17 protein-coding genes and 1 pseudogene are annotated in these 19,752 nt (G+C 49.7%); 12 read left to right on the forward strand and 6 right to left on the reverse strand.

Translation table 11 applies throughout. The features are described from left to right. Positions 1-56 precede the first annotated feature (56 nt). Both AT705_RS14295 and AT705_RS25300 read left to right on the forward strand, forming a co-directional pair. Positions 57-2,531, forward strand: coding sequence for a cation:proton antiporter (locus AT705_RS14295; protein WP_058797076.1), 2,475 nt, complete (start codon positions 57-59; stop codon positions 2,529-2,531). Between the two features lie 82 nt (positions 2,532-2,613). Then, positions 2,614-2,787: a hypothetical protein gene (locus tag AT705_RS25300; protein ID WP_156202127.1), complete on the forward strand. Its 174-nt coding sequence runs from the start codon at positions 2,614-2,616 to the stop codon at positions 2,785-2,787. A gap of 59 nt (positions 2,788-2,846) precedes the next feature. Here AT705_RS25300 and AT705_RS14300 read toward each other — a convergent pair whose 3' ends face one another. The 3 genes from AT705_RS14300 to AT705_RS14310 are packed head-to-tail and all read right to left on the reverse strand — an operon-like array spanning position 2,847 to position 5,534. Continuing rightward, complete coding sequence (locus AT705_RS14300; protein WP_237113831.1) at positions 2,847-3,302, reverse strand: DUF3299 domain-containing protein; 456 nt, start codon at positions 3,300-3,302, stop codon at positions 2,847-2,849. A 52-nt stretch (positions 3,303-3,354) separates the two neighbouring features. Then, a complete protein-coding gene (locus AT705_RS14305; RefSeq protein WP_058797077.1) occupies positions 3,355-4,851 on the reverse strand; it encodes an ABC transporter permease in 1,497 nt (498 codons plus the stop codon). After that, complete coding sequence (locus AT705_RS14310; protein WP_058797078.1) at positions 4,848-5,534, reverse strand: ABC transporter ATP-binding protein; 687 nt, start codon at positions 5,532-5,534, stop codon at positions 4,848-4,850. The genes AT705_RS14305 and AT705_RS14310 overlap by 4 nt, the downstream gene beginning before the upstream one ends. 195 nt (positions 5,535-5,729) lie before the next feature. Here AT705_RS14310 and AT705_RS14315 point away from each other — a divergent pair, with 195 nt between their 5' ends. From AT705_RS14315 to AT705_RS14335, 5 genes and pseudogenes are all read left to right on the forward strand, one after another. Further along, complete coding sequence (locus tag AT705_RS14315) at positions 5,730-6,833, forward strand: phosphoribosylaminoimidazolesuccinocarboxamide synthase (RefSeq protein WP_058797079.1); 1,104 nt, start codon at positions 5,730-5,732, stop codon at positions 6,831-6,833. Positions 6,834-6,983: 150 nt separating this feature from the next. After that, positions 6,984-7,769 (forward strand): methylamine utilization protein, encoded by a 786-nt coding sequence (locus AT705_RS14320; protein WP_237113734.1) that lies wholly within the window; start codon positions 6,984-6,986, stop codon positions 7,767-7,769. Beyond that, entirely contained in the window at positions 7,759-10,074 is a 2,316-nt protein-coding gene (locus tag AT705_RS14325; protein ID WP_058797080.1) for a putative bifunctional diguanylate cyclase/phosphodiesterase, read from the forward strand. Before AT705_RS14320 ends, AT705_RS14325 begins: the two co-directional genes overlap by 11 nt. After that, positions 10,061-10,276 (forward strand): annotated as a pseudogene (locus tag AT705_RS24950) (DUF3034 family protein); the annotation flags it as partial. The gene AT705_RS14325 and the pseudogene AT705_RS24950, both read left to right, overlap by 14 nt. A gap of 661 nt (positions 10,277-10,937) precedes the next feature. Beyond that, positions 10,938-11,501 (forward strand): hypothetical protein, encoded by a 564-nt coding sequence (locus AT705_RS14335; protein ID WP_237113735.1) that lies wholly within the window; start codon positions 10,938-10,940, stop codon positions 11,499-11,501. Between the two features lie 179 nt (positions 11,502-11,680). Here AT705_RS14335 and AT705_RS14340 read toward each other — a convergent pair whose 3' ends face one another. Together AT705_RS14340 and AT705_RS14345 are read right to left on the reverse strand one after the other, a co-directional pair. Beyond that, a complete protein-coding gene (locus AT705_RS14340) occupies positions 11,681-12,490 on the reverse strand; it encodes an FkbM family methyltransferase (protein ID WP_058797082.1) in 810 nt (269 codons plus the stop codon). 242 nt (positions 12,491-12,732) lie between these two features. Then, on the reverse strand, positions 12,733-13,746 hold the full coding sequence (locus AT705_RS14345) for a glycosyltransferase family 9 protein (RefSeq protein WP_058797083.1): 1,014 nt from the start codon (positions 13,744-13,746) through the stop codon (positions 12,733-12,735). Between the two features lie 280 nt (positions 13,747-14,026). Between AT705_RS14345 and AT705_RS14350 the strand changes: the two genes are divergently transcribed. Further along, the gene (locus AT705_RS14350; RefSeq protein WP_058797084.1) at positions 14,027-14,401 is read left to right on the forward strand and encodes a hypothetical protein; all 375 of its coding nucleotides are present in this window, start codon (positions 14,027-14,029) and stop codon (positions 14,399-14,401) included. A 133-nt stretch (positions 14,402-14,534) separates the two neighbouring features. Then, positions 14,535-15,365: a sulfurtransferase gene (locus AT705_RS14355; RefSeq protein WP_058797085.1), complete on the forward strand. Its 831-nt coding sequence runs from the start codon at positions 14,535-14,537 to the stop codon at positions 15,363-15,365. Positions 15,366-15,377: 12 nt separating this feature from the next. Here AT705_RS14355 and AT705_RS14360 read toward each other — a convergent pair whose 3' ends face one another. Continuing rightward, complete coding sequence (locus AT705_RS14360; RefSeq protein ID WP_058797086.1) at positions 15,378-16,559, reverse strand: ROK family transcriptional regulator; 1,182 nt, start codon at positions 16,557-16,559, stop codon at positions 15,378-15,380. 294 nt (positions 16,560-16,853) lie between these two features. On the opposite strand from AT705_RS14360, the gene AT705_RS14365 reads away from it, so the two are divergent. The 3 genes from AT705_RS14365 to AT705_RS14375 are packed head-to-tail and all read left to right on the forward strand — an operon-like array spanning position 16,854 to position 19,682. Further along, positions 16,854-17,939 carry a substrate-binding domain-containing protein gene (locus tag AT705_RS14365; RefSeq protein WP_237113736.1) on the forward strand — a complete coding sequence of 362 codons (1,086 nt, stop codon included), beginning with the start codon at positions 16,854-16,856 and terminating at the stop codon, positions 17,937-17,939. An 8-nt stretch (positions 17,940-17,947) separates the two neighbouring features. Then, positions 17,948-18,916, forward strand: coding sequence for an ABC transporter permease (locus AT705_RS14370; protein ID WP_010383359.1), 969 nt, complete (start codon positions 17,948-17,950; stop codon positions 18,914-18,916). After that, a complete protein-coding gene (locus AT705_RS14375) occupies positions 18,909-19,682 on the forward strand; it encodes an ATP-binding cassette domain-containing protein (protein WP_010383357.1) in 774 nt (257 codons plus the stop codon). The genes AT705_RS14370 and AT705_RS14375 overlap by 8 nt, the downstream gene beginning before the upstream one ends. Positions 19,683-19,752 lie beyond the last annotated feature (70 nt).

Genomic DNA, 19,752 nt, shown 5'->3' on the forward strand with positions numbered 1-19,752 from the left:
CAGTCTGAGTGAACTAAGCTTACTGCATTCTGAGCGCATCGGTTAAGGTGGCTGGTATGCAGTTTGAGTCTGGCATTCTGGTCCTGGTATTTTTGATTTTGGCCCTGTTTATTGGAGCGCTGACCCGTCATGTCCTGAAAAATACCCAGATCCCCTATACCGTAGCGTTGCTGGTGATTGGGATCTGTATTGGTCTGGCACAGCGTGGCGATGTCTTTAGTGGTGACACTGAGATGGTCGGCGATACCTTAACCCTGGTTGCCGACATCGACCCACACCTGTTTTTATTTTTATTCCTGCCCACGCTTATCTTCGAGAGCGCTTTTGCGATGGAAGTGCACTTGTTCCGGCGCATGTTTACCCAGATTGCGATTTTAGCTGTGCCCGGCCTGATGTTGGCCATCTGGCTGACAGCCGAGTTATTGCATATCAGTGTGCCCGAGCACTGGCAATGGAGCTGGGCTATGTGTCTGATGTTCGGTGCCCTGATCAGTGCCACCGATCCAGTTGCTGTGGTGGCTTTGCTGAAGGAAGTCAGTTCGCGTAAACGCCTCGAAACCCTGATTGAGGGTGAGTCTTTGCTCAATGATGGAACCGCCATCGTGTTTTTCAGTCTGTTCTATGTCTGGGTGCTGGCCAGCAGCGGGGGTGAGGGGGCCATGATGGCCTCTCCTGTGCAGGCTGTCGGGCAGTTTGCTGGTGTGGTATTGGTCGGACTGGCGATAGGCCTGGTACTGGGTGGGTTATGTATTATGTGGATCGATCGGGTATTTAACGATCCTATGATAGAGATCACGCTGACCATTGCGGCAGCATATTCAGCCTTTTTCATCTCCGAGTCGTTTCATGTTTCTGGCGTGGTGGCTGTGGTGACGCTGGCATTAGTACTGGCCAGTGTGGGACGAACCCGGATCAGCCCGGAGGTGGCAGGGTTTTTACATCACTTCTGGGAAATGATGGCGCACATTGCCAATACCTGTATTTTTCTGCTGGTGGGGATCCTGGTGGCCATTCGGGTGCCGCTGGATGATCTACAGGCGTGGCAGACACTGGGTATTTTATATGTCGGGATCATGCTGATCCGCGCGACATCCATCACTGTGTTTACGCCATTGTTGAGCCGCATAGGAGTTGGCATTACCTTTGAAAAAGCCAGTGTCTTATGCTGGGGCGGGTTGCGAGGGGCTGTATCACTGGCGCTGGCTTTGACGGTGGCAGCGAGCGAGGCGATCCCAAAGGAGATCAGTGATCGCATGTTGTTTTTATGTGCCGGGATTGTGGTCCTGACGATTTTAATCAATGGCGGCACGATGGGCATGTTGCTGAAGTTCCTGCGTCTCGACAGCCTGCCCCCGGCTAAACAGGCTACGGTCGACAAAGCCAATCAGCAAGTGGCCAATACCCTGCAAACCATGCTGCCGACTATGATGGATAGCCCATTTTTACGCGGGGCTGACTGGCAACAGGTGAAAGCCCAGGTCAAGCTCGGAGCAATGGCGCAAACCGATCAAGAGGCGCCGATCGACCAGGCGGATTTAGACACGGCTTTTTTGCGCCGCTTACTGGAAACCGAACGAAAACATTACTGGACTCAGTTTGAGCAAGGTACATTGGGAAAACGGGCAACCAATTTGTTGGTTGAAGCGGTTGAACTGGCCCTGGATGGCGAGCCCTGTATCGGGCAGCGTGATAGTTTGTTTGCAACCTGGCAAGTGCCCGGCTGGCTGGAACGAATGCGGGGCATTGCCTGGCTAGAGCGGACATTATTGAGATTGTATTTTGAGCGTCTTGTGGTGGGGTATGATGTAGCCAGGGGCTTTATTCAGGCGCAGGAAGCGCTGGAAAGTCATATTGATACCTTGTCACCGAACGCCCAGGTAGCGGCACAGGTGCGCCAGCAGGTGCAGGATAACATGGCTCAGACCATTGCACGCATCAATGAGCTACAGGAAACGTTTCCGGACATAGTGCAGGCGCTTCAGTCACAGGCTGCAACCCGGCTACTGCTGAACCGTGAGCGTGCTGTGATTAAAGAGCAGCTCAAGCTGGCAGTGCTCGATAAACCCGAAGCCAGCCGGTTGCTGGAAGACGTCGAAAAACGTATGGCGGCGCTGCAACAGGCATCTATTTTTCGCCAAACGGAGGCGGCACAATTGGATCAGCAGATCCCCTGGTTAAACGGCGTCACACAAAGTACCCGCGAGCAAATTAGCAGTTGTCAGGAGCGCGGTATTTACGATGTGGGTCAGGTGCTGATAAGGCAAGGTAAATCGCTGAGTAAACTGGGGGTGATTTACAGGGGCAGTGTGCGTGAAGTGGTTGCAGGTGGACAGGGCAATAGTCAGGTTGTTGTCAGGGGGCCGGGCGAGACGCTCGGTATAACGGCTTTACTGACGGGCTCATCTGCCCTGGATTATCTGGCTGAAACGCCCTGTGAAGTGGTGTGGATCCCGGTTGATAAACTGAAAACACTGATGCAGGAAGATCTCATATTGATGCATATCCTCTGTCAGCAGCTGGCACTGAGGTAGCTTTGCATTTGGTTGAAATATATGCAAAGGTGGCGGGGTGCTAAAAAGCACACCTTTCAATTCAACAATAAGGAAATATACTATGAAATTACAACTAAACAAAAAATCGATCAAGCAGTTGGGTGGTCAGGCGCGTTCACTGGATGGTGCACAAACACCGCAGGTTGCCGGTGGCGTAAGGTATACTGAGCGCGATTCGTGTAACACGGTTGCCGTTATATGCGATACCTATCATTTCAGAAGCTGTCTGTGCTAAGCAGGTACTGATTGTCCTGTGGCTCATCAGTGAGCCACTTTCAGACAGATAACCTACGTTTATAATTCAAACGGCGCGACGCCGACTGCGTCCATCTTATAACCGGTTTGTGCCAGATCGCCTTTCCAGGTTGCGACCTTCATAGTACCTGTCACGGTAATCGCATCATACAGACTGTCGATGGGCACCCCATTCTTGATTTTGACATGCACAATCTGGTTGGGCGGCGGTGGTGGCACGTGAATACAGGCCCCGAAGTAAGGCACCAGCAAGAACTCAGTGATCACTTCACTGTCTCCTTCAAGCGGGACTACAAACCCGGGTAAGCTCACTTGCTTACCATCTAAACTTTTAACCACCGGGGCATCGAGATCAGGTTGTACCCAGTTTTGCTGATCGCCATCATGACTGGCCGCAGCGTCCTGATTGCTGATTTGGACATGGCCTTTTGGGATCAGATCATCCCAGAAAATTTCTTTAGGCGGTGCTGCCTGCGCCTGCACGCAAAACAGCATCAGCGTTGTGCAAAGCCAGAAAATAGTGCGTAATGGTGTCATTCAAAACCTCTTATAGCTTGATGCTCATGCCATCGCTGAGCGAATAAAAATAGGCCCGGGTCGCAGGCAATATGCCCATCAATGTGCCGGCCGCCATAATAACGCCGATCAACATGAGTTCATAGTGACTGAGCAGTGAAATGCTCAGGCTGATCCCGAACTGACTTTGCAGTGTACCTTGTGCCAGTGCAATCAGGGCGTAAAACAAGGCAATGCCCAGTATGCAGCCTGCTGCTGTAATCAAGATAGCTTCGCTGCTCATTAGAGTGAAAATGTGTCGTGGTCGCGCGCCCACAGAGCGCAAAATGGCCAATTCACGGCGGCGCTGATTTAGCGTCGCCAACAAGGTGGTCAGCATGCCCAGCAGGCTGCTCAAAACCACCACAGCAGAAAACAGCAGCAGGATCTTTTCTACCAGGCCCAGCATGCGCCACAGCTCACGCAATGTGACGCCGGGCATGATGGCCAGCAGCGGCTCTGCTTTGTAATTATTGATATTACGGCGGATCTGCAAGGTGTATAGCGGGGAGTCCAGCCCCATTAAAAATGCCGTGATCTGTTTGGGTTCACCAATCAGATCGCCATGCAGATCTGCGGGGGCTGGTACCGCAACTGCGATGGTGTCGGGTTTATCGTGCCCATGACCGTGGTCATGGCTGTCATGGTGCTCATGTTCATCTGCGTGACCGTGGTTATGGCTGTCATGGTGCTCATGCTCATCTGCATGGTTGTGGTTATGACTGTCATGGTGCTCATGTCCATCTGCATGGCCGTGGTCATGGCTGCTATTGTGGTCATGCTCATCTGCATGAGCATGCGTGTGTCCAGCTGGTTGTTTTGGCTTACCTATCATGCGGGGAGTTGATTTAGGCTGGCTATGCATGGCCTCGATGGCCGCCAGTGGCACATGCACGGTTTTATCGACCGGCGTGCCGGTCGGTGCCAGGATCCCAACTATGGTCATCGGGTTGTCATCGTGATGATGGAAGCTGGTATTGCCCATACCGTGTGAAATCACAATTTGCTGACCAAGCTGGTAATGCATTTTTTTGGCGACGTCACTGCCTAGCACCACTTCCTGCGCATTGACAAAAGCGCGGCCTGCGGCGAATGCCAGCGTTTGCTTCTTACCATAGCGAAAGTGTTCAAAGTAAGCGCTGTCGGTGCCCAGTACCGCATGACCTTTGTGGCTGTCGCCCAGGCTGATGGGAATAGTCCAGCTCACACCTCGCTGAGCCTTGATATCCTGATAGCTGTCCCAGCTTACGCTATTATTGGCATGACCAATGCGAAAGACACTGGACAGCAGAAGCTGGATGTCACCACTGCGGGCACCGACGATCAGATCGGTACCTGATACGGTATTGCTAAAGCTGCTTTTCGCTTCCTGACGCACCCTTTCAATGGTCAGCAGTAGCATCACACTGATGGCAATGGTGAACAGGGTCAGCAGCACACTGGCTTTGCGGTTGAGCATACTTTTGCTCGCCAGACTGATTAATCTCATTGGCTTGCTCCGTTTAATTCAACCAGGCTCAGGTGTTTGTCGAACAAAGGGGCCAGGCCGTTGTCATGACTGACGAACAAAATAGTTGCGCCATATTGGCTGGCCTCTTTAAAAAGTAACTCGATAAAGATATTGCGATTGTCGGCGTCCAGTGCGGAGGTGGGCTCGTCAGCAATGATCAACTCAGGCTGACCGATAAAGGCCCGGGCTGCGGCAACACGCTGTTGCTGGCCAATACTCAGTTGAGCCACAGAACGTGACATAATGCTGGCATCCAGACCAAGTTCCTGTAATAACAGTTCGGCCTGCTGAGCCAGGGTTTTACCCGATGTCTTAATGCGGTCGGTACGACTGCGGGAAAAGTGGCAGCCGAGCATGACATTTTCAACCGGACTCAGGTAGGGCAGTAAATTGAAGTTCTGAAAGATTGTGCCGATGTGATCGGCTCTGAATTTGTCTCGGGCGGCATCGCTTAGCTGTGCCAGATCACTGTTAAGCAAGCGGATGCTGCCGGCTTCTGGCTTGTTAATTCCGCTCAGCAGTCCCAGCAGCGTTGATTTACCACTGCCGCTTGGGCCATGTAAAAAGACCCGCTCACCGGCGGCGACTTCAAGTTTGGGTATGTTGAGTGTGGCGTCGGCGGCACCGGGCCAGCGAAAAATCAGGTCGTTAATCTCTAACATAGTCTCACATCAATGGCGGATCACGCCCGCATCATAAAATACTTGCGCTGCAAGCTAAACCCACCTGCGGCATATCGCCGTTCAGTGCGGTAAAGCAATTGTGATTTGTTGGCTGCTCGACTATCATACACCGCTCTAACCCCCTCTGTATTTTGCGTCCTTTAGCAAGACGCAGCCGTTCTCTATGGAGATACAATGAGTAGCTACAAAGTTCTAGACGTCAATGACGATCTACCCATTCGCACCAAAGGTGCTGTGCACAGTGGTAAAGTACGTTCAGTTTATTGGTTAACCGACCAGGACAGTGCCCGTTTGATCGAAGAAAAAGGTTATGATGTGCCTGCCGGGACAGAGCTGGCGATCATGGTGATCTCGGATCGCATCTCGGCCTTTGACTGCATCTGGCAGAGCGAAAATGGCCTCAATGGTGTACCGGGCAAAGGTATCGCACTGAACAGTGTCGCCGCCCATTGGTTTAAACTATTCGATGAAGCGGGTCTCGCTGGCAATCACATTGTGGATATACCTCATCCATACGTGTGGATCGTGCGTAAAGCCAGCACTGTGCGCGTCGAAGCCATCGCCCGCCAATATATCACCGGCAGCATGTGGCGTGATTATAGCAAAGGTGTGCGCGAGTTCTGTGGGATCAGTTTGCCAGAAGGCCTGACTGCGCATCAAAAGCTTGACGATGTGCTGATCACGCCATCAACAAAAGGGATCATTCGTGGCTTGCCAGATGTGCCGGAAGTTGATGATGTGAATATCACACGCCGCAATATCACGGATAACCTGGATGCGTTTAACTTTAAGTCAGACGCCGATGTGGCCCGTTATGAGCAGCTGCTGAGTGAAGGTTTTGCGTTGATCTCTAAAGAGCTGGCCAAGCTGGATCAAATCTTTGTGGACACCAAATTTGAATTTGGTTACGTAGAAGATAAAGATGGCAGCGAACGTTTGATCTACATTGACGAGGTGGGCACGCCGGATTCATCGCGGATCTGGGATGGCCCGGCATACCGTGACGGTAAAATTGTTGAAAACTCTAAAGAGGGCTTCCGCCAGTTATTGATCAACAATGTACCGGACAGCGACGTTTTGCTGAACAAAGATCGCATGAGCGAGCGCGAACAGCTGGCTGCCAGTTATAAGTTGCCAGAGCAGGTGATGATGTCGGTGTCAGATACGTATGTGGGTATCGCCAGTAAAATTGTTGGCCAACAGCTTAGTATTCCTCAGAACCCACGTGATGAAGTGATTGCCGTACTGGATAAAGAGTATGGCCTGATCGACGCCTGAGCAGTCTGAAAAACATAAAAAAAGCGGCGATGAGCCGCTTTTTTTATGGCTGTTTAACCGCTGGAAGCGGGCGTGAATGTGTATTCGTTCTTGCTTTTCTTTTCAGCGTCACTTTTACTTAAGGTATGCAAGTGGCTCAGGCAAATTTCCATGAACGTCAGCGGGCATAACCCGGTAAGGATCGCACAAGGGCACCTGATCGTGATCAGGCGAACGATGGAGTGTGCACGAAAGATAGTTGGCCTGCGTATTTTTGCCTGGCCTGTGTACGCCTGGATACTTGCCAGCTTTGGTGGTCCTATTTATGGGGCTGATAATGCACTCGACAATGGTGCTGGTAAGGGTGTCGGTAACGGATCCGGTAACGGGTACACTCTTCAATTGCGTGATCAGCACGGTGCACCTTTACCTGATGTGGTGGTTGAAGTGGTTGCCCCCTTACGTGCGAGCCAGGTGCAGCAAGTCGCCGTAATGGATCAGGTCAATAAACAATTCCACCCCAGACTACTGACCATAATGCAGGGTCAGGCGGTGAGCTTTCCCAACAGTGATGATATTCGTCATCATGTCTATTCTTTTTCTGAGACCAAGCGTTTTGAGCTTAAATTATATGCGGGTACACCTATTCAACCGATACGATTTGAACAACCGGGTGTCGTTGTTCTAGGATGTAATATTCATGATTCGATGGTGGGCTATATCTATGTTTCTCAATCAAAAGACGCGCTTACCAGCAATCAGTCGGGCACAGTGCAGTTACCTGCTTATGCGCCGCAATTGGCTATCTGGCATGCACTACAAACACAGGATATCGACACTCGCAGGATAGTGACGGTGACAGAATTACAACAATCCGGGTCTGTTATTGTAGAAACACAGACACCGGCACCCAGAAACACATTCTCGGAGATGTTTAAGGATCATCATGGGCACTAGTTTTAAAAATCGTATTATCGCCTTGTGCGTCGGGTTGGTGCTGCTGACAGCGGTTGCCAGCTTAGCCAGCTTCTGGTGGTCTACCAGCCAGTTCAATGAGCGCAAGGTGCAGCAGGATATTCAGACGGCGCAAAATGTCTATCAGCAATATCTCAGTGCCCAAGAACGTTTGCTGGTGACTGCTGCCACGGTACTGACGCAAGACTTTGGCTTTAAACAGGCGGTTGCAACGCGCGATGCGCCGACCATTGAAAGCGTGCTGTTTAATCACAGTCAGCGTATCGATGCTGATCTGATGTTGCTGCTGGACGTGCGCGGTCAGCTGATCTCTGCCAATCAGGCCGAAATTGAGCTGGCTGAAGATCTGCGCCCGTTGCTCAGAGAGTTGTTAAATCATACCGAACAGTCTGCTTTTGTCAGCCTGGACAAGCAGTTGTATCAGGCGATTATTTTGCCCGTGAAGGCACCGCGTACCATTGCTTTCGCGATTGTTGGCTTTGCCGTTGATACGGAAGTGGCAGGTCAGCTGCGTGAACTAACTGGGATGGAAATGAGCTTTATTGGCCATGGTGAGCAGATCAAGGCCAGTTCGTTGCGTTTGCCCGAATCCCAGGATTTATTCGCCTATCTGCATGAGCAAAAAATTACCCGTTGGCTGAGCGAGTTTCCGGTTTATATTAATGCGGAGGTTGCTTTGCCCGCGTTAAACTCTTCTCCGGTTAGCCTGGTATTAAGTGCTGATATGACCAAAGACTATCAGGAGTTCGATCAGCTGGTGTTAACCATTATTTTATCGTCCTGTGTGACTATGTTGTTTGGCTTTGTGGCCAGTGGTTTTTTAGCTCGGAATCTGGCTACCCCGTTACAGCAGCTAACTGTGATGGCACGTCGATTTGCCCTGGGTGACTACGAAGCCACCGTACACGAGTCGCGACCGACAAAAGAGATCTGCCAGCTGGTCGATGCCTTTCATGAAATGGGTGATGACATCCAGGCGCGGGAAAAACAAATTCGCTATCAGGCCAGCCACGATGGTCTGACACGCTTTTATAATCGCGCAGCCGCCATGGAGAAGCTTACCCGCTTGTTGCAAGATGGTCGCGTTTATTACCTGCTGGTTGTGGACATAAAAGGCCTCAGACACATTAACGATAAGCTGGGTCCTCGCGTGGGCGATAGCTGTATTCAGGCCGTTGCACAGCGGATTGAACAAATCGGCGCCAGTTTTGAAGGGCTGAATGCCCGACTCGGTGGAGATGAGTTTTTAACTGTGCTGGCAGCCAAAGAGGACAGTTCAATGGAAGGCTGTGTCGCTGGGTTTCTGAGTGCGTTGAATCAGCCTTACCAGGTACAGAAACTGGAGATCAATCTGCGTTTTAGTGTGGGGGTGGTCCATTACCCGGAGCAGGCAGACGATCCGGAAGATCTGGTACGCCGTGCTTTGATTGCCGCAGACAATGCGGCGCAGCAGGGCAGTAATTCGGTGTATTTTTACCAAACCGGTGAAGACGAAGCCTACCTGGAACGCTTGTTGATCATTGATGAGCTCAAAGCAGCGCTGCAAAGTGACGACGGCCAGCTGTTTATGACCTATCAGCCTAAGCTCAACATGCACAGTCAGCAGGTCGATAAGGTGGAGTCTTTGATCCGCTGGCAGCGGCGCAATGGTGAGTGGATCTCGCCCGAAGTTTTTATTGATCTGGCGGAGCAGTCAGGCCTGATCGTCGAGCTGACTCAGTGGGTGCTTAAAACGGTGGTGGCGCAGGTTGCCAACTGGGTCGAGCAGGGGATCACCATGAAAGCGGCCATTAATGTGTCGGCACAGGATATTGCGGATCCCGATTTTGTGCCCCACCTGGAAGCCATGCTGGATCGCTATCAGATATCGCCTTCCTTGATCACCATAGAGCTGACAGAGCGGGATATGATCGAGAACGAAGAGAAGGGGATTGCCGCGCTTAAAGTGCTCAAAGAGATTGGCGTACATATTTCTCTGGACGATTACGGTGTCGGACAGACCTCACTGGGTCGCTTAAAAATGCTGCCAATTGATGAACTCAAGCTGGATAAAGTGTTTATTCTGAAGCTGGCCGAAACGCATCAGGATCAGTGTATTGTGCGTTCCACCATCAGCCTGGGTCATCAACTTGGTTTCTCTGTGGTTGCTGAAGGGGTAGAAGATAAAGCCTCTTTGGAGCTGCTCAAAGAAATGGGCTGTGATTATGCTCAGGGATATTATCTGAGTAAACCATTGAAGGCGGAGCTGTTAACACAATGGCTTGGCCAGTATCATGAAGCGGGCTAACCCGCGCGTAGTGGTTTTGTCAGGTTGCGCATTAGGAATAACTGCCACTTGTATGGCAGACTCCGGTAAGTTACTGGCCACACCCGGTGTTTCTCAGGTCGAAGGCAGCGCAGGTGGGGGCATCGTGCCCTGGGCACAGCTGGCGGGGTATGCCAGTGACGAGCAATGGAGTCTTGGCGGCTTTTGTAGCCGCGCCAGCGTCGATACTGAAGCAGGCATTGCGCATACCACACAAAACCAGATCCTGGCCAGGCTGGCACCGCTACGTGGTGAGGTGATAAAGATCTGAGTGTACCTCTCTTTGTGCTTACCAGAATCAGGGGTCTCCGTAAAATTGCTATGCCAAACCCTGTCTTACTTCGTTGTTACAACACGCACTGTGTAGATAAAAGCTGTTCATCATCCATCTAAGAACTGTATGCCATGAGTGTGTTGTGGATTTTAGCTTTTACACTGCATCTTTCTCCATCTTTGTTTCGACGTTTAAACTGATTTTTTAATTTTTTTTTGAAGCAATAAACTAAGCTGAAAATGACGATTTTTGAAATAATAAAGGATAGCTTGTCTCTGATTTTTATTCTTATGTTTTAATTGTTTTGTTTTTATTATTATTTCAGCTTGTATTGTTTTTTATTTATTTTTATTTTGATTTTTCTACTATTGTTATTTGTGTTTTTGTTGTTTTATTTTTGTTTTAAAATTGTCTTTACTTTGTAAATTGTAAATTGTAAATTGTAAATTGTAAATTGTAAATTGTAAATTTTAAATTGTAAATTGTAAATTGTAAATTGTAAATTGTAAATTGTGATTTGTAGAGTTGGCCTGCACTATTTAGTACGTTAACGAAATAAAAGGATATTAATATGAATCTTAAAAAAGTAGCGGTGTCTTTGTTGATTGGATGTGGGTTTGCAATGACTGCCACAGCACAACCTGCTGAAGAATTTGTGACTGTAAGCAGCGGCTCAAAATATAATTTTAGAATTGGTTTACAGGCATTGGATGACGCTGGCAGAGATCCGGGCAGGGTTGAATATACCAAGTATTTATCTGCTGGTTCAAATGTACAATCTGAGTGGGCAGTTGACAGAGACGCCTATGATCCTGATGCGTTAAAACTTCACCTTTCCATACTGAATCATCTTCCCTCGGATCGAGATTTTCGTATTGCTATTCAGGCTGCAGACCGCGGTGGCCGCGGTGGCCGCGGAGATTTTGGTTACTGGCAATATACGCCCTGGGCGAGTGAAGGTGGCGGCTGGTCAGGCATGGCATTTGATACTGACCGGTTTGACCCGGATGCATTCCGTATTCGAATCGAAACGCGTACCTGGAGTGGTAGCCACTCATTCAGTGATTTTCGTATCGGTCTGAGAGTATCTGACCGTGGAGGTCGTGAAGTGGGTAATGCGACTTACACACCTTGAGCTTCGTATGGTGGTGGCTGGACTGGTCTGGCTACGGACAACGATGCTTATGATTTTGATGGTTTTGAAGTAAATCTGGAAGTGCGCTAAATCTGAGTACTTCAAAGTAGATAATATTAGCTCAACAATAATATTATAAATTATTGTTGAGCTTTTTAATTGTTGTGTTTTTTTATTTTCTATTCAAAGGCAATGTTATAATCCGGTTTTTTTGGGTTGTTTGGGAAGTCCAGCCCCTCTACCGGGTAGCTGTGTTGAGAAGGCGCTGGATCTGACATCAGACTTTTATTGATAAAGGTGATTTCCACCGTCTCAGGAAAATCAATCTCGTCTACGTATTTACCGTAGTTGTTACCATGAATATGTACGACATGGAAATACTCAGACATGGCTGTAATAAAATTATTGAATTGCGTTGTTTTTGTATCCAGGTGATGAAACTCTGCCGCCACCACATTGATCCTGTTGGCATGCTTACACAAGTCATTGATAATCTGATATTCAGCCCCCTCAATATCCATCTTCAGGAAAACGGTGTCTTGGTGATCGCCACAGTGGTGCTCGATTAACTCATCCAGGCTGATATCCAGCTGACCTGATGTTTCGCTGACACGGCGTTGTAAATGACGATTCTGGCCACGGAAGAAGCTGTAAAAGAACACACAGTTTAATAAACGGGTCCAGTACTTCTGGCGCTTGTCATGGCGAAACAGCAGTGTATTGATCAGCGACTTAACGCTATTTTGCAGGGTTTTTCGTACAATGAAGTTAAGCCCAACGGTATAGTCTACCCCCACCACCCGGCAATCGGGGTTGAGTGCCTGAAATTCTTTATCAAATCGCCAGTCATCATTGATACCCAGTGAGAGTAACACGTCAGTGTCTTTGATATGGGTTTTGGGGATGACATAGCCCCCGTCAAATTGGTTACCCATGCGGATAAGATCCGCGCTGTGTTTAGGGTGCAGCTCTTGCTTCTTAATTTTCATGCAGACATTCCAGTAATTTATTATTACGTACTCGACTTTATCTTCTGCTTTATGAAAACATTTTTATATTAAAGTTCACCTATGTTTTTATTGTTTTAATCATTTGTTTCGGTGTGTTTGGGGAGCGCGTTGACAGCTCATTTTTTCTGGGGGAGTTGATTAGGTTATCGATTTTTGGTTTTTTTCTTGTGAAAGTCTCCTTCATCACCCTTGGAATAGGCAATGAAGGTGGTGTGTGATTGTTAACTTTTTGGTTTTTCGAGCAGTGCAATATACTGACGCGCAATCATTTCGGGGCTGATATCATTGATGATCTCATGCTCGACCATGCTGGTTGATGGACTTTCCAAAGCTATCAGGTTGTTTTGTAATGGCCTTACAATAGACCAGGGAGAAGTCCCTAACCCGACCAGGGCCAGACAAGGTACGTTACAGGCAGCTGCTATATGCATAGGACCTGAGTCTATGGAGATCATGGTATCCATCGCGGCGATCGTATCAACCAATTCCCCAAGCGTGGTTTTGCCGGCCAGATTCGTGGCAGGAACCCTATTCTTTGTTAACGCTTGAGATAAACGGACTGCGTCTTCTGATTCGGATGGATCCCCCAGAATGTAAAAGTGAGTTTCTGTAGATTTTGCTATGCATGTGAGGGCATCGACACTTTTGGCGACGTCATAGTGTCGGGTCCCTTTGTTCTTACCACCAACGTAGACCGCTGTTTTGTGAACGTGCTTCGGTAGCGCTATGGTGCGTGGTGACAAAGAGGGTAACTCAAAGTGAGAAAAAGGACGATTATGAACGTCATTCACTAGTCGGCAGTACCGATGAATATAATGATGACACTCGTTGAGCTTTAGGGCGTGGCTGAGCAGCGGTTTTCGGCCATTCTGTGCATATCCAATAATGAGCGGTATGTGAGCCAGTTTCGCAAGTAATGCTTCACGTATTGATCCTCTGAACAACACCGCCATAGCATACTTCGTCTTTCTTAGCGTACGTGCAAAAGAAAACATCCCCTGCTTGTGTTCTTTGCAATAGCGATTATCTGCAATTAGCTCAATATTGTAATGTGCTGCGCGTTCAAGGACTTCAAGCATATAAGGACGCGCCAGCAGATGTATCGAATGCTCCGGATATAGCGACCTGAGCATAGCAATTGCAGGCAAAGTATTGATGGCATCACCGATAAATTTAGGTAAAACCACCAGTATCGGGCCACGTACTTTGTCTTGTGTGATTGTTTTCGAGGACATAACGTTATAAATAATCAACGGATTTTTTCGAGTATAACCTGTCTAAAAAGGGATATCACCACTGTGTGTTTCTGAGTGAAGCTATGCGCCGTGCTTCGCTAAGCTGTGTGTGTGTTTTCAACGGGTAGTGTTCAGAGCGATAGCGGGTGTGCGGGCAAAAAAAGTCGCGACCAGGATGGTAATTGGGTGTAGCTAGGATTTTGATTTTTATAAGGAAAGGGGGGTATTTATGAACAGGTACTTGCTCGGTTGCGCTTCATGATTGCTCTGCAACACAGCCGTGTTGACCCAGCAGACAGACTACAACTACCTTGCGCTTGGTCATAAGACCTTTGATTTTTCAGATGACTCATCAGGTTTCTCGTTTGCTGCTGTGGGTAGCTCAGGCAATGTTTACTGGGAGGCGCAAGCAATGTTTGGCATGAGCATGCCGATATTTATGGTGCACGCGTTCAGTATCAGCGTGTGTTTGTTGGAAAATGGGACGCTAAACTGGGAATTGGCTTTGAGCATGCTTCGGGAGAAGGCGCTGACGACAACGTGTTTTTTGGTCGGTTTAGGGTACCGCTGTAATTCAGACCGGGTGACGAATATGGCTTATCGCGACGCAGGTGACTATACGTTGACCACGGTGAGTCTGAGGTTCGCTTTCTAATCAACAGGCGCATGCAGTGCCGATGTCTCAGAGCCAGAGTCCGGCTGGTTCTGTTCAATCTCGCATTGTTTCTGAGATATTTCCCATCTAGTATTAATGGCAATCTGAATCACTCAAGACACTGTGTTAATAAATGAAAAACATCAAAAGTTGTCACTGGTTACTGAAAAACCTCAATCGCGTCACTGTGCTTGATTGCGGCATGCTCAAACCAGGAACAAAAGGAAATTATGTGCCATCGGAGATCATTGCCGGGGCAAAACGTTTTGATATCAGCCACGCCTTTAGCGATGCAAATGGCGCGTGCCCCAATACAATGTGCAGCGCAGCGCAATTTCAGCATGGCGTCAGGGCGTTGGGCATTAACCAGCAGGATACTGTGGTAGTTTACGACAATTTTGCTTTGTTCAGTGCTGCCCGGGCCTGGTGGATGTTTAAAGCCATGGGGTTTGAGCAGGTTTATGTGCTGGATGGGGGCTTAGTCAAGTGGCTAGAGCTGGGTCTCCCCGTTGCGACTGAGTATGCGCACAGCTGCGAGCCTGGAGATTTCGTTGTTGACCCCCAAAGCGGTTACTTCATTGATAAGCATGCTGTGCTGGCGGGGATAGAGAGCGCTGAAGTGTTACTTCTGGATGCTCGCAGCCCGGCGCGGTTTAGCGGTCAGGAACGAGAACCCAGAGTCGGGATGCGCAGTGGCCATATTCCGGGCAGTGCGAATGTCCATTATGCGAGCGTACTGGATGACAGCGGATTAATTAAACCTAAAGCGCAGTTACGGACATTATTAACGGACGCCGGGGTCACTAATCAGGCCTTACAATTTAGCTGTGGCTCCGGGGTGACAGCCTGTATTTTGGCTATGATTGCGGATGAATGTGGGTTTTACCCTTTATCCGTTTATGACGGATCCTGGAGTGAATGGGGGCAAGACGCAAGTCTGCCTGTTGCCACTTGCCCCGCATAAGACTTTACTAATCTAGTAAACCAGCTCCTGAAGTTCACTGGGCTGGTTAATGGCAGGAAAGTACAAAGTCTGCATGTTCTTGGCGCTGAGCGCGCTGTGCAGCGGCAAAGTCGCAATGCCCTTGAGGGCAATGTTGGCAACGTCCGGGGTTTTGACTAGCCGCACCACCTGGCGTTCACCAAACTGCGCAATGGATGGAATGAATGGACGCAACTCAGACGTGAGTTTATCAAGCAGCCAGTCATTGATGTCACCGCCCAAAATGATGGTCTGCGTATTCAGCAGGGACTCAATGCTGTGGATCGCTATCCGCATCGGCTCCGCAGCCTGTTCTAGCCAGCGCTCTATCACCGGGTGTTCCTGTAGCTGGTGATGCAGCTCTTCGGTGCTGCAACCAGGGCGTCCGAGGCTATTTTTTAGGGCACTTAACGAGGCGAAGTCGTTCAGTCGACCCAGCTCAGCGGTGTCATCATCTGTTTCAGGGGTCACAAACAGCTCACCCAATGCGCCGGTCAGGCCATTCTGACCGAGCAGGATCCGCCGATCGTATACCACCGCCGACTCTACCTGATTGCCAAGGTGTACATAGACAAAGCTGTCCAGCAGCCTGGCTTCGCCAAACAGCATCTGAAAACTGGCGCAGGCAGAGGCTGTTGTTTCCAGTGCCACGGGTACGCCCAGCGTATCGGCCAGCTGTTGCTGAAGCTCCCGGTTGTGAGCAAAAATCTCGACGCCCTTAAGATGGCTCAGTTGAACCGACAGGCCGCAGCCAAGCACCTGAGAGACGCTCAGGTTGGCGACGGTCAATAGGGTGTCAATCAGGTATTTGGCCTTGTTGAGCAGGGTATCACCTGTGTCAAGGTGGGTGTGCAGTCGGTTGAGCAGCTCACCGTTGAGATAAAACAGGCCGACTTCCAGCTCGCGGTCAACGATGCGTATTGCCAGTGTGTATGCGGCCTTTTTATTCAGAACCAGCATCTTTGAGGGTTTACCTGCCCCTTCTGACTTTTTTATACCGGTTTCTTCAACAAGTTGAACGCTCAGCAGTTCTTCCACCATGTTGGTAATGGTTTGCTTGGTCAATTGGGTATTGCGGGCAATCTCAACACGGGAGATTGGCCCCTGAGTGACAATCTGAGAGAGTACAAGACGCAAATTTATCGATTTATTCTGTTTTGCGTTGGAGCCTTTCAATGTGTTCGCCTTACTATTTGAATCTAATTTGGGGGCTTTATCATGATATTGCCCCAGTCAATGTGCCGTATGTACCTGCTTACACAACACATTATCCCTGAACTAAGCCGATCATCTTACTCGATCATGAGGCTAAACCGAATAAAAAATAATTAGTCAAACTAATTGACATAAACGGTTTGTTGGCTGAATATGACTATAAATACAACAAAACTGATCCTAAATGCCAGTATAAAAATGGCAGTTAGGACGTTCGCAAGCGCGAATTTTAATAATCAACAGCAGGATCTACCTATGTCTACAGGAACTCAGATGAATGGCCACCGCCGTCGGACGTGGTTTAGCGGGATGTTTGCCGCTGCTGCGCTCTGCGCAACGTCGATGAGCTGGGCGGCACAAAGTATTGACTGGAGCAAAGCGGCAAAATCCAGTGATATCCACCTGACAGAGCAGCAGAGTGAACAAATTAAATCAAAAGATTTGACTGCAGCGCTAGTTTGGCATGGGGCCAGCCCCTGGGTGGCAGCGGTATCGCGCGGTGCACGCGCCGAATTTGAAAAGTTAGGCATTAAAGTGGTGGCTGCGACTGACGCGCAGTTTGACCCTGCGAAACAAGTGGCCGATCTGGAGAACATTGCTGCATTGAAGCCCGATATTATTCTTTCGCTCAGCGTCGATGGGGTCAGTACCAAACAAAGCTATGCCAAAGCCATTGAGCGTGGTGCCAAACTGGTATTGCTGAGTAACCCCATCCCGGGGTTTGAGCAAGGCAAAGATTTTGTCGGTATTGTGACGGATGACATGTTTGGGATGGGTAAAGCGGCGGCTGATCTGACGGCCGATGCCTTGGGTGATAAAGGTAAGATCGGCATGATTTACCACGATGCCAGCTACTTTATCACCAATAATCGTGATAATGCTTATCGCAAGGGCCTGAAAGCTTACCCCGGATTAAATGTGGTCATTGAGCGGGGGTTCATCAAAGAGCATGAGACCAGCAATGTCGCAGCGGCGATGGTATTGCAGCACCCTGAGCTGGAAGCCATTTATGTGTCCTGGGATGCCGCCGCGGAAGGGGTGGTGGAAGCACTGCGTTCTTTAGGTCGACGCGATATTAAAGTGATCACCCACGACCTGGGCGTGAACAACCTGCTGGATATGGCGATGGATGGCAATGTGTATGGCACTATTGCAGACAGGCCATTCGACATCGGGCAAACCATGGCCCGGCTCGGTGCTGCTTCTACCCTGGGTTTACCGGCGCCACACTTTACCTTAGTGCCGTTTGACACCGTTAAGCGAGACAATATTGCTGAGATCTGGCAGCGCGCCTTTCAGTCGCCCCTGCCAAGACTCCTGAATTTAGCGTTAAAACAATAAGGAATACCATGAGCGTTAATCAACTACCTATGCAGCAACTCAAGTTGCTGGCTGTGAAACGAGAGTTTTTTATCTACTATATATTCCTTGCAGTGATGCTGATTTTTGCAGTCGCACTGCATGATACGGGCTTTTTTAGTCTGACTAACTTTATGAACATCGTGCGTCAAACGGCACCGATCACTGTGATGGCGGTGGGGCTGACCTTTGCGCTGGCAGTCGGCCATATTGACTTATCGATAGGCTCTGTGGTGGCTTTATCTGCCCTGGTGGGCGCCCTGCTGTTGCAACATGTGGGTATTCCTCTGGCCGTGCTGGGGGCACTCAGTGTCGGTTTGATTGTCGGCCTGATCAACGGTTTGTTGATTGAGCGTTTGCAGGTGTCATCTTTGTTGATCACCCTGGGCACTATGGGCGTGATCACCGGTCTGTCGCGCCAGCTGACGAACCTGGAGTCGGTGCCAATCATTGATCAAACTTTCACCGCGTTTTTTGGTGCTGGTGAAGTGTTTGGCATTCCTTCCTTATTTATCTGGACCCTGGTGATAGCGGCACTGGGCTATGTGGTCCTGACTAAGCTTGCCTTTGGTAAGCACTTACTTGCAGTGGGCGGCAGCCCTAAAGCGGCTCTGGCGATGGGGATTAAAGTGACTCAGGTGCGCATTTATGCCCTGGTTATTTCTTCTATGGCGGCTGCGCTGGCCGGACTCTTGTATGCCGGTCGTTTGCACGGCGCGCGTTATACCCTGGGTGAGGCAGATCTGCTGACAGTCATTGCAGCCGTTGCGATTGGCGGCACCAGCCTGTTTGGTGGTCGCGCGTGTATTATCGGCGCCATTCTGGGGTCCTGGTTAATGGGCATGATCAACAACGGTCTGATCTTGTCTGGTTTTTCCACAAACGAACAAATGATAGCGCGCGGCGCCATCTTGATTGTGGCAGTGGCAATTGGTGTCAAGGAGTTGAAAAATGGTTAGAAGTGCATTGGATCAAATCGCCCTCGAAGTGAGGGATGTACATAAGCGTTTTGGTGGTGTACATGCGCTTAAAGGCGTGAGCTTTACCATCAACAAAGGCGAAGTTGTGGGGTTGCTCGGCGACAATGGTGCTGGTAAATCAACCCTGGTGCGCTGTATCTCCGGGATCCACCCGCCCGATGAAGGGGCCATTCTGGTCAATGGTCAGCCGGTACATATTGACTCTCCTTTGGCATCACGTGAAGCGGGAATAGAAACGGTGTTTCAGGACCTGGCCATGGTGCCGGAGTTCGATATCACAGAAAACCTGTTTCTTAACCGAGAGATCCGTCATAAGAATCCAATCTTACGCCGACTTGGCTGGCTGGATAAAAAAGCCATGGAGAAGCGTGCGAAGAAAGCCCTGAACAGACTGAACAGTCGTATCCCCAGTTATCAGGAACAGATCCATCGCCTGTCTGGTGGTCAGCGTCAGGCTGTTGCCATTGCTCGTGCGGTGAACTGGGGAGCTGACATTGTGATCATGGATGAGCCGACGGCAGCGCTGGGGGTTGAGCAGAGTGCGCAGGTCAATGAACTGATCAATGTGATCAGCTCTCAGGGGGTTGCCGTTCTGCTGATCAGTCACAACATGCAGCATGTGGTCGAAACCTGTGATCGTGCGGTGGTTTTGTATCAGGGGCAGTCAGTGGCAGATGTGTCGGTCAGCGATGTGACCAAAGAAGACTTGGTCGGGCTGATCACGGGCGCTAAATCCGCCGCCTAACACAGTGTCTGTCCGGGCTCATGCCTGGCCAACAAGCAGAAGGTGGAAGCGTATTGCTCCGCCTTCTGGC

The sequence above is a fragment of the Pseudoalteromonas rubra genome (genome assembly GCF_001482385.1).
Taxonomy (GTDB): domain Bacteria; phylum Pseudomonadota; class Gammaproteobacteria; order Enterobacterales; family Alteromonadaceae; genus Pseudoalteromonas; species Pseudoalteromonas ardens.

Bases quoted from the DNA above. Each gene is read 5' to 3' on its own strand.
- AT705_RS14295 (WP_058797076.1), top strand. From the start codon at position 57: ATGCAGTTTGAGTCTGGCATTCTGGTCCTGGTATTTTTGATTTTGGCC.
- AT705_RS25300 (WP_156202127.1), top strand. From the start codon at position 2,614: ATGAAATTACAACTAAACAAAAAATCGATCAAGCAGTTGGGTGGTCAG.
- AT705_RS14300 (WP_237113831.1), bottom strand. From the start codon at position 3,302: ATGCTGTTTTGCGTGCAGGCGCAGGCAGCACCGCCTAAAGAAATTTTC.
- AT705_RS14305 (WP_058797077.1), bottom strand. From the start codon at position 4,851: ATGAGATTAATCAGTCTGGCGAGCAAAAGTATGCTCAACCGCAAAGCC.
- AT705_RS14310 (WP_058797078.1), bottom strand. From the start codon at position 5,534: ATGTTAGAGATTAACGACCTGATTTTTCGCTGGCCCGGTGCCGCCGAC.
- AT705_RS14315 (WP_058797079.1), top strand. From the start codon at position 5,730: ATGAGTAGCTACAAAGTTCTAGACGTCAATGACGATCTACCCATTCGC.
- AT705_RS14320 (WP_237113734.1), top strand. From the start codon at position 6,984: ATGAACGTCAGCGGGCATAACCCGGTAAGGATCGCACAAGGGCACCTG.
- AT705_RS14325 (WP_058797080.1), top strand. From the start codon at position 7,759: ATGGGCACTAGTTTTAAAAATCGTATTATCGCCTTGTGCGTCGGGTTG.
- AT705_RS14335 (WP_237113735.1), top strand. From the start codon at position 10,938: ATGAATCTTAAAAAAGTAGCGGTGTCTTTGTTGATTGGATGTGGGTTT.
- AT705_RS14340 (WP_058797082.1), bottom strand. From the start codon at position 12,490: ATGAAAATTAAGAAGCAAGAGCTGCACCCTAAACACAGCGCGGATCTT.
- AT705_RS14345 (WP_058797083.1), bottom strand. From the start codon at position 13,746: ATGTCCTCGAAAACAATCACACAAGACAAAGTACGTGGCCCGATACTG.
- AT705_RS14355 (WP_058797085.1), top strand. From the start codon at position 14,535: ATGAAAAACATCAAAAGTTGTCACTGGTTACTGAAAAACCTCAATCGC.
- AT705_RS14365 (WP_237113736.1), top strand. From the start codon at position 16,854: ATGTCTACAGGAACTCAGATGAATGGCCACCGCCGTCGGACGTGGTTT.
- AT705_RS14370 (WP_010383359.1), top strand. From the start codon at position 17,948: ATGAGCGTTAATCAACTACCTATGCAGCAACTCAAGTTGCTGGCTGTG.
- AT705_RS14375 (WP_010383357.1), top strand. From the start codon at position 18,909: ATGGTTAGAAGTGCATTGGATCAAATCGCCCTCGAAGTGAGGGATGTA.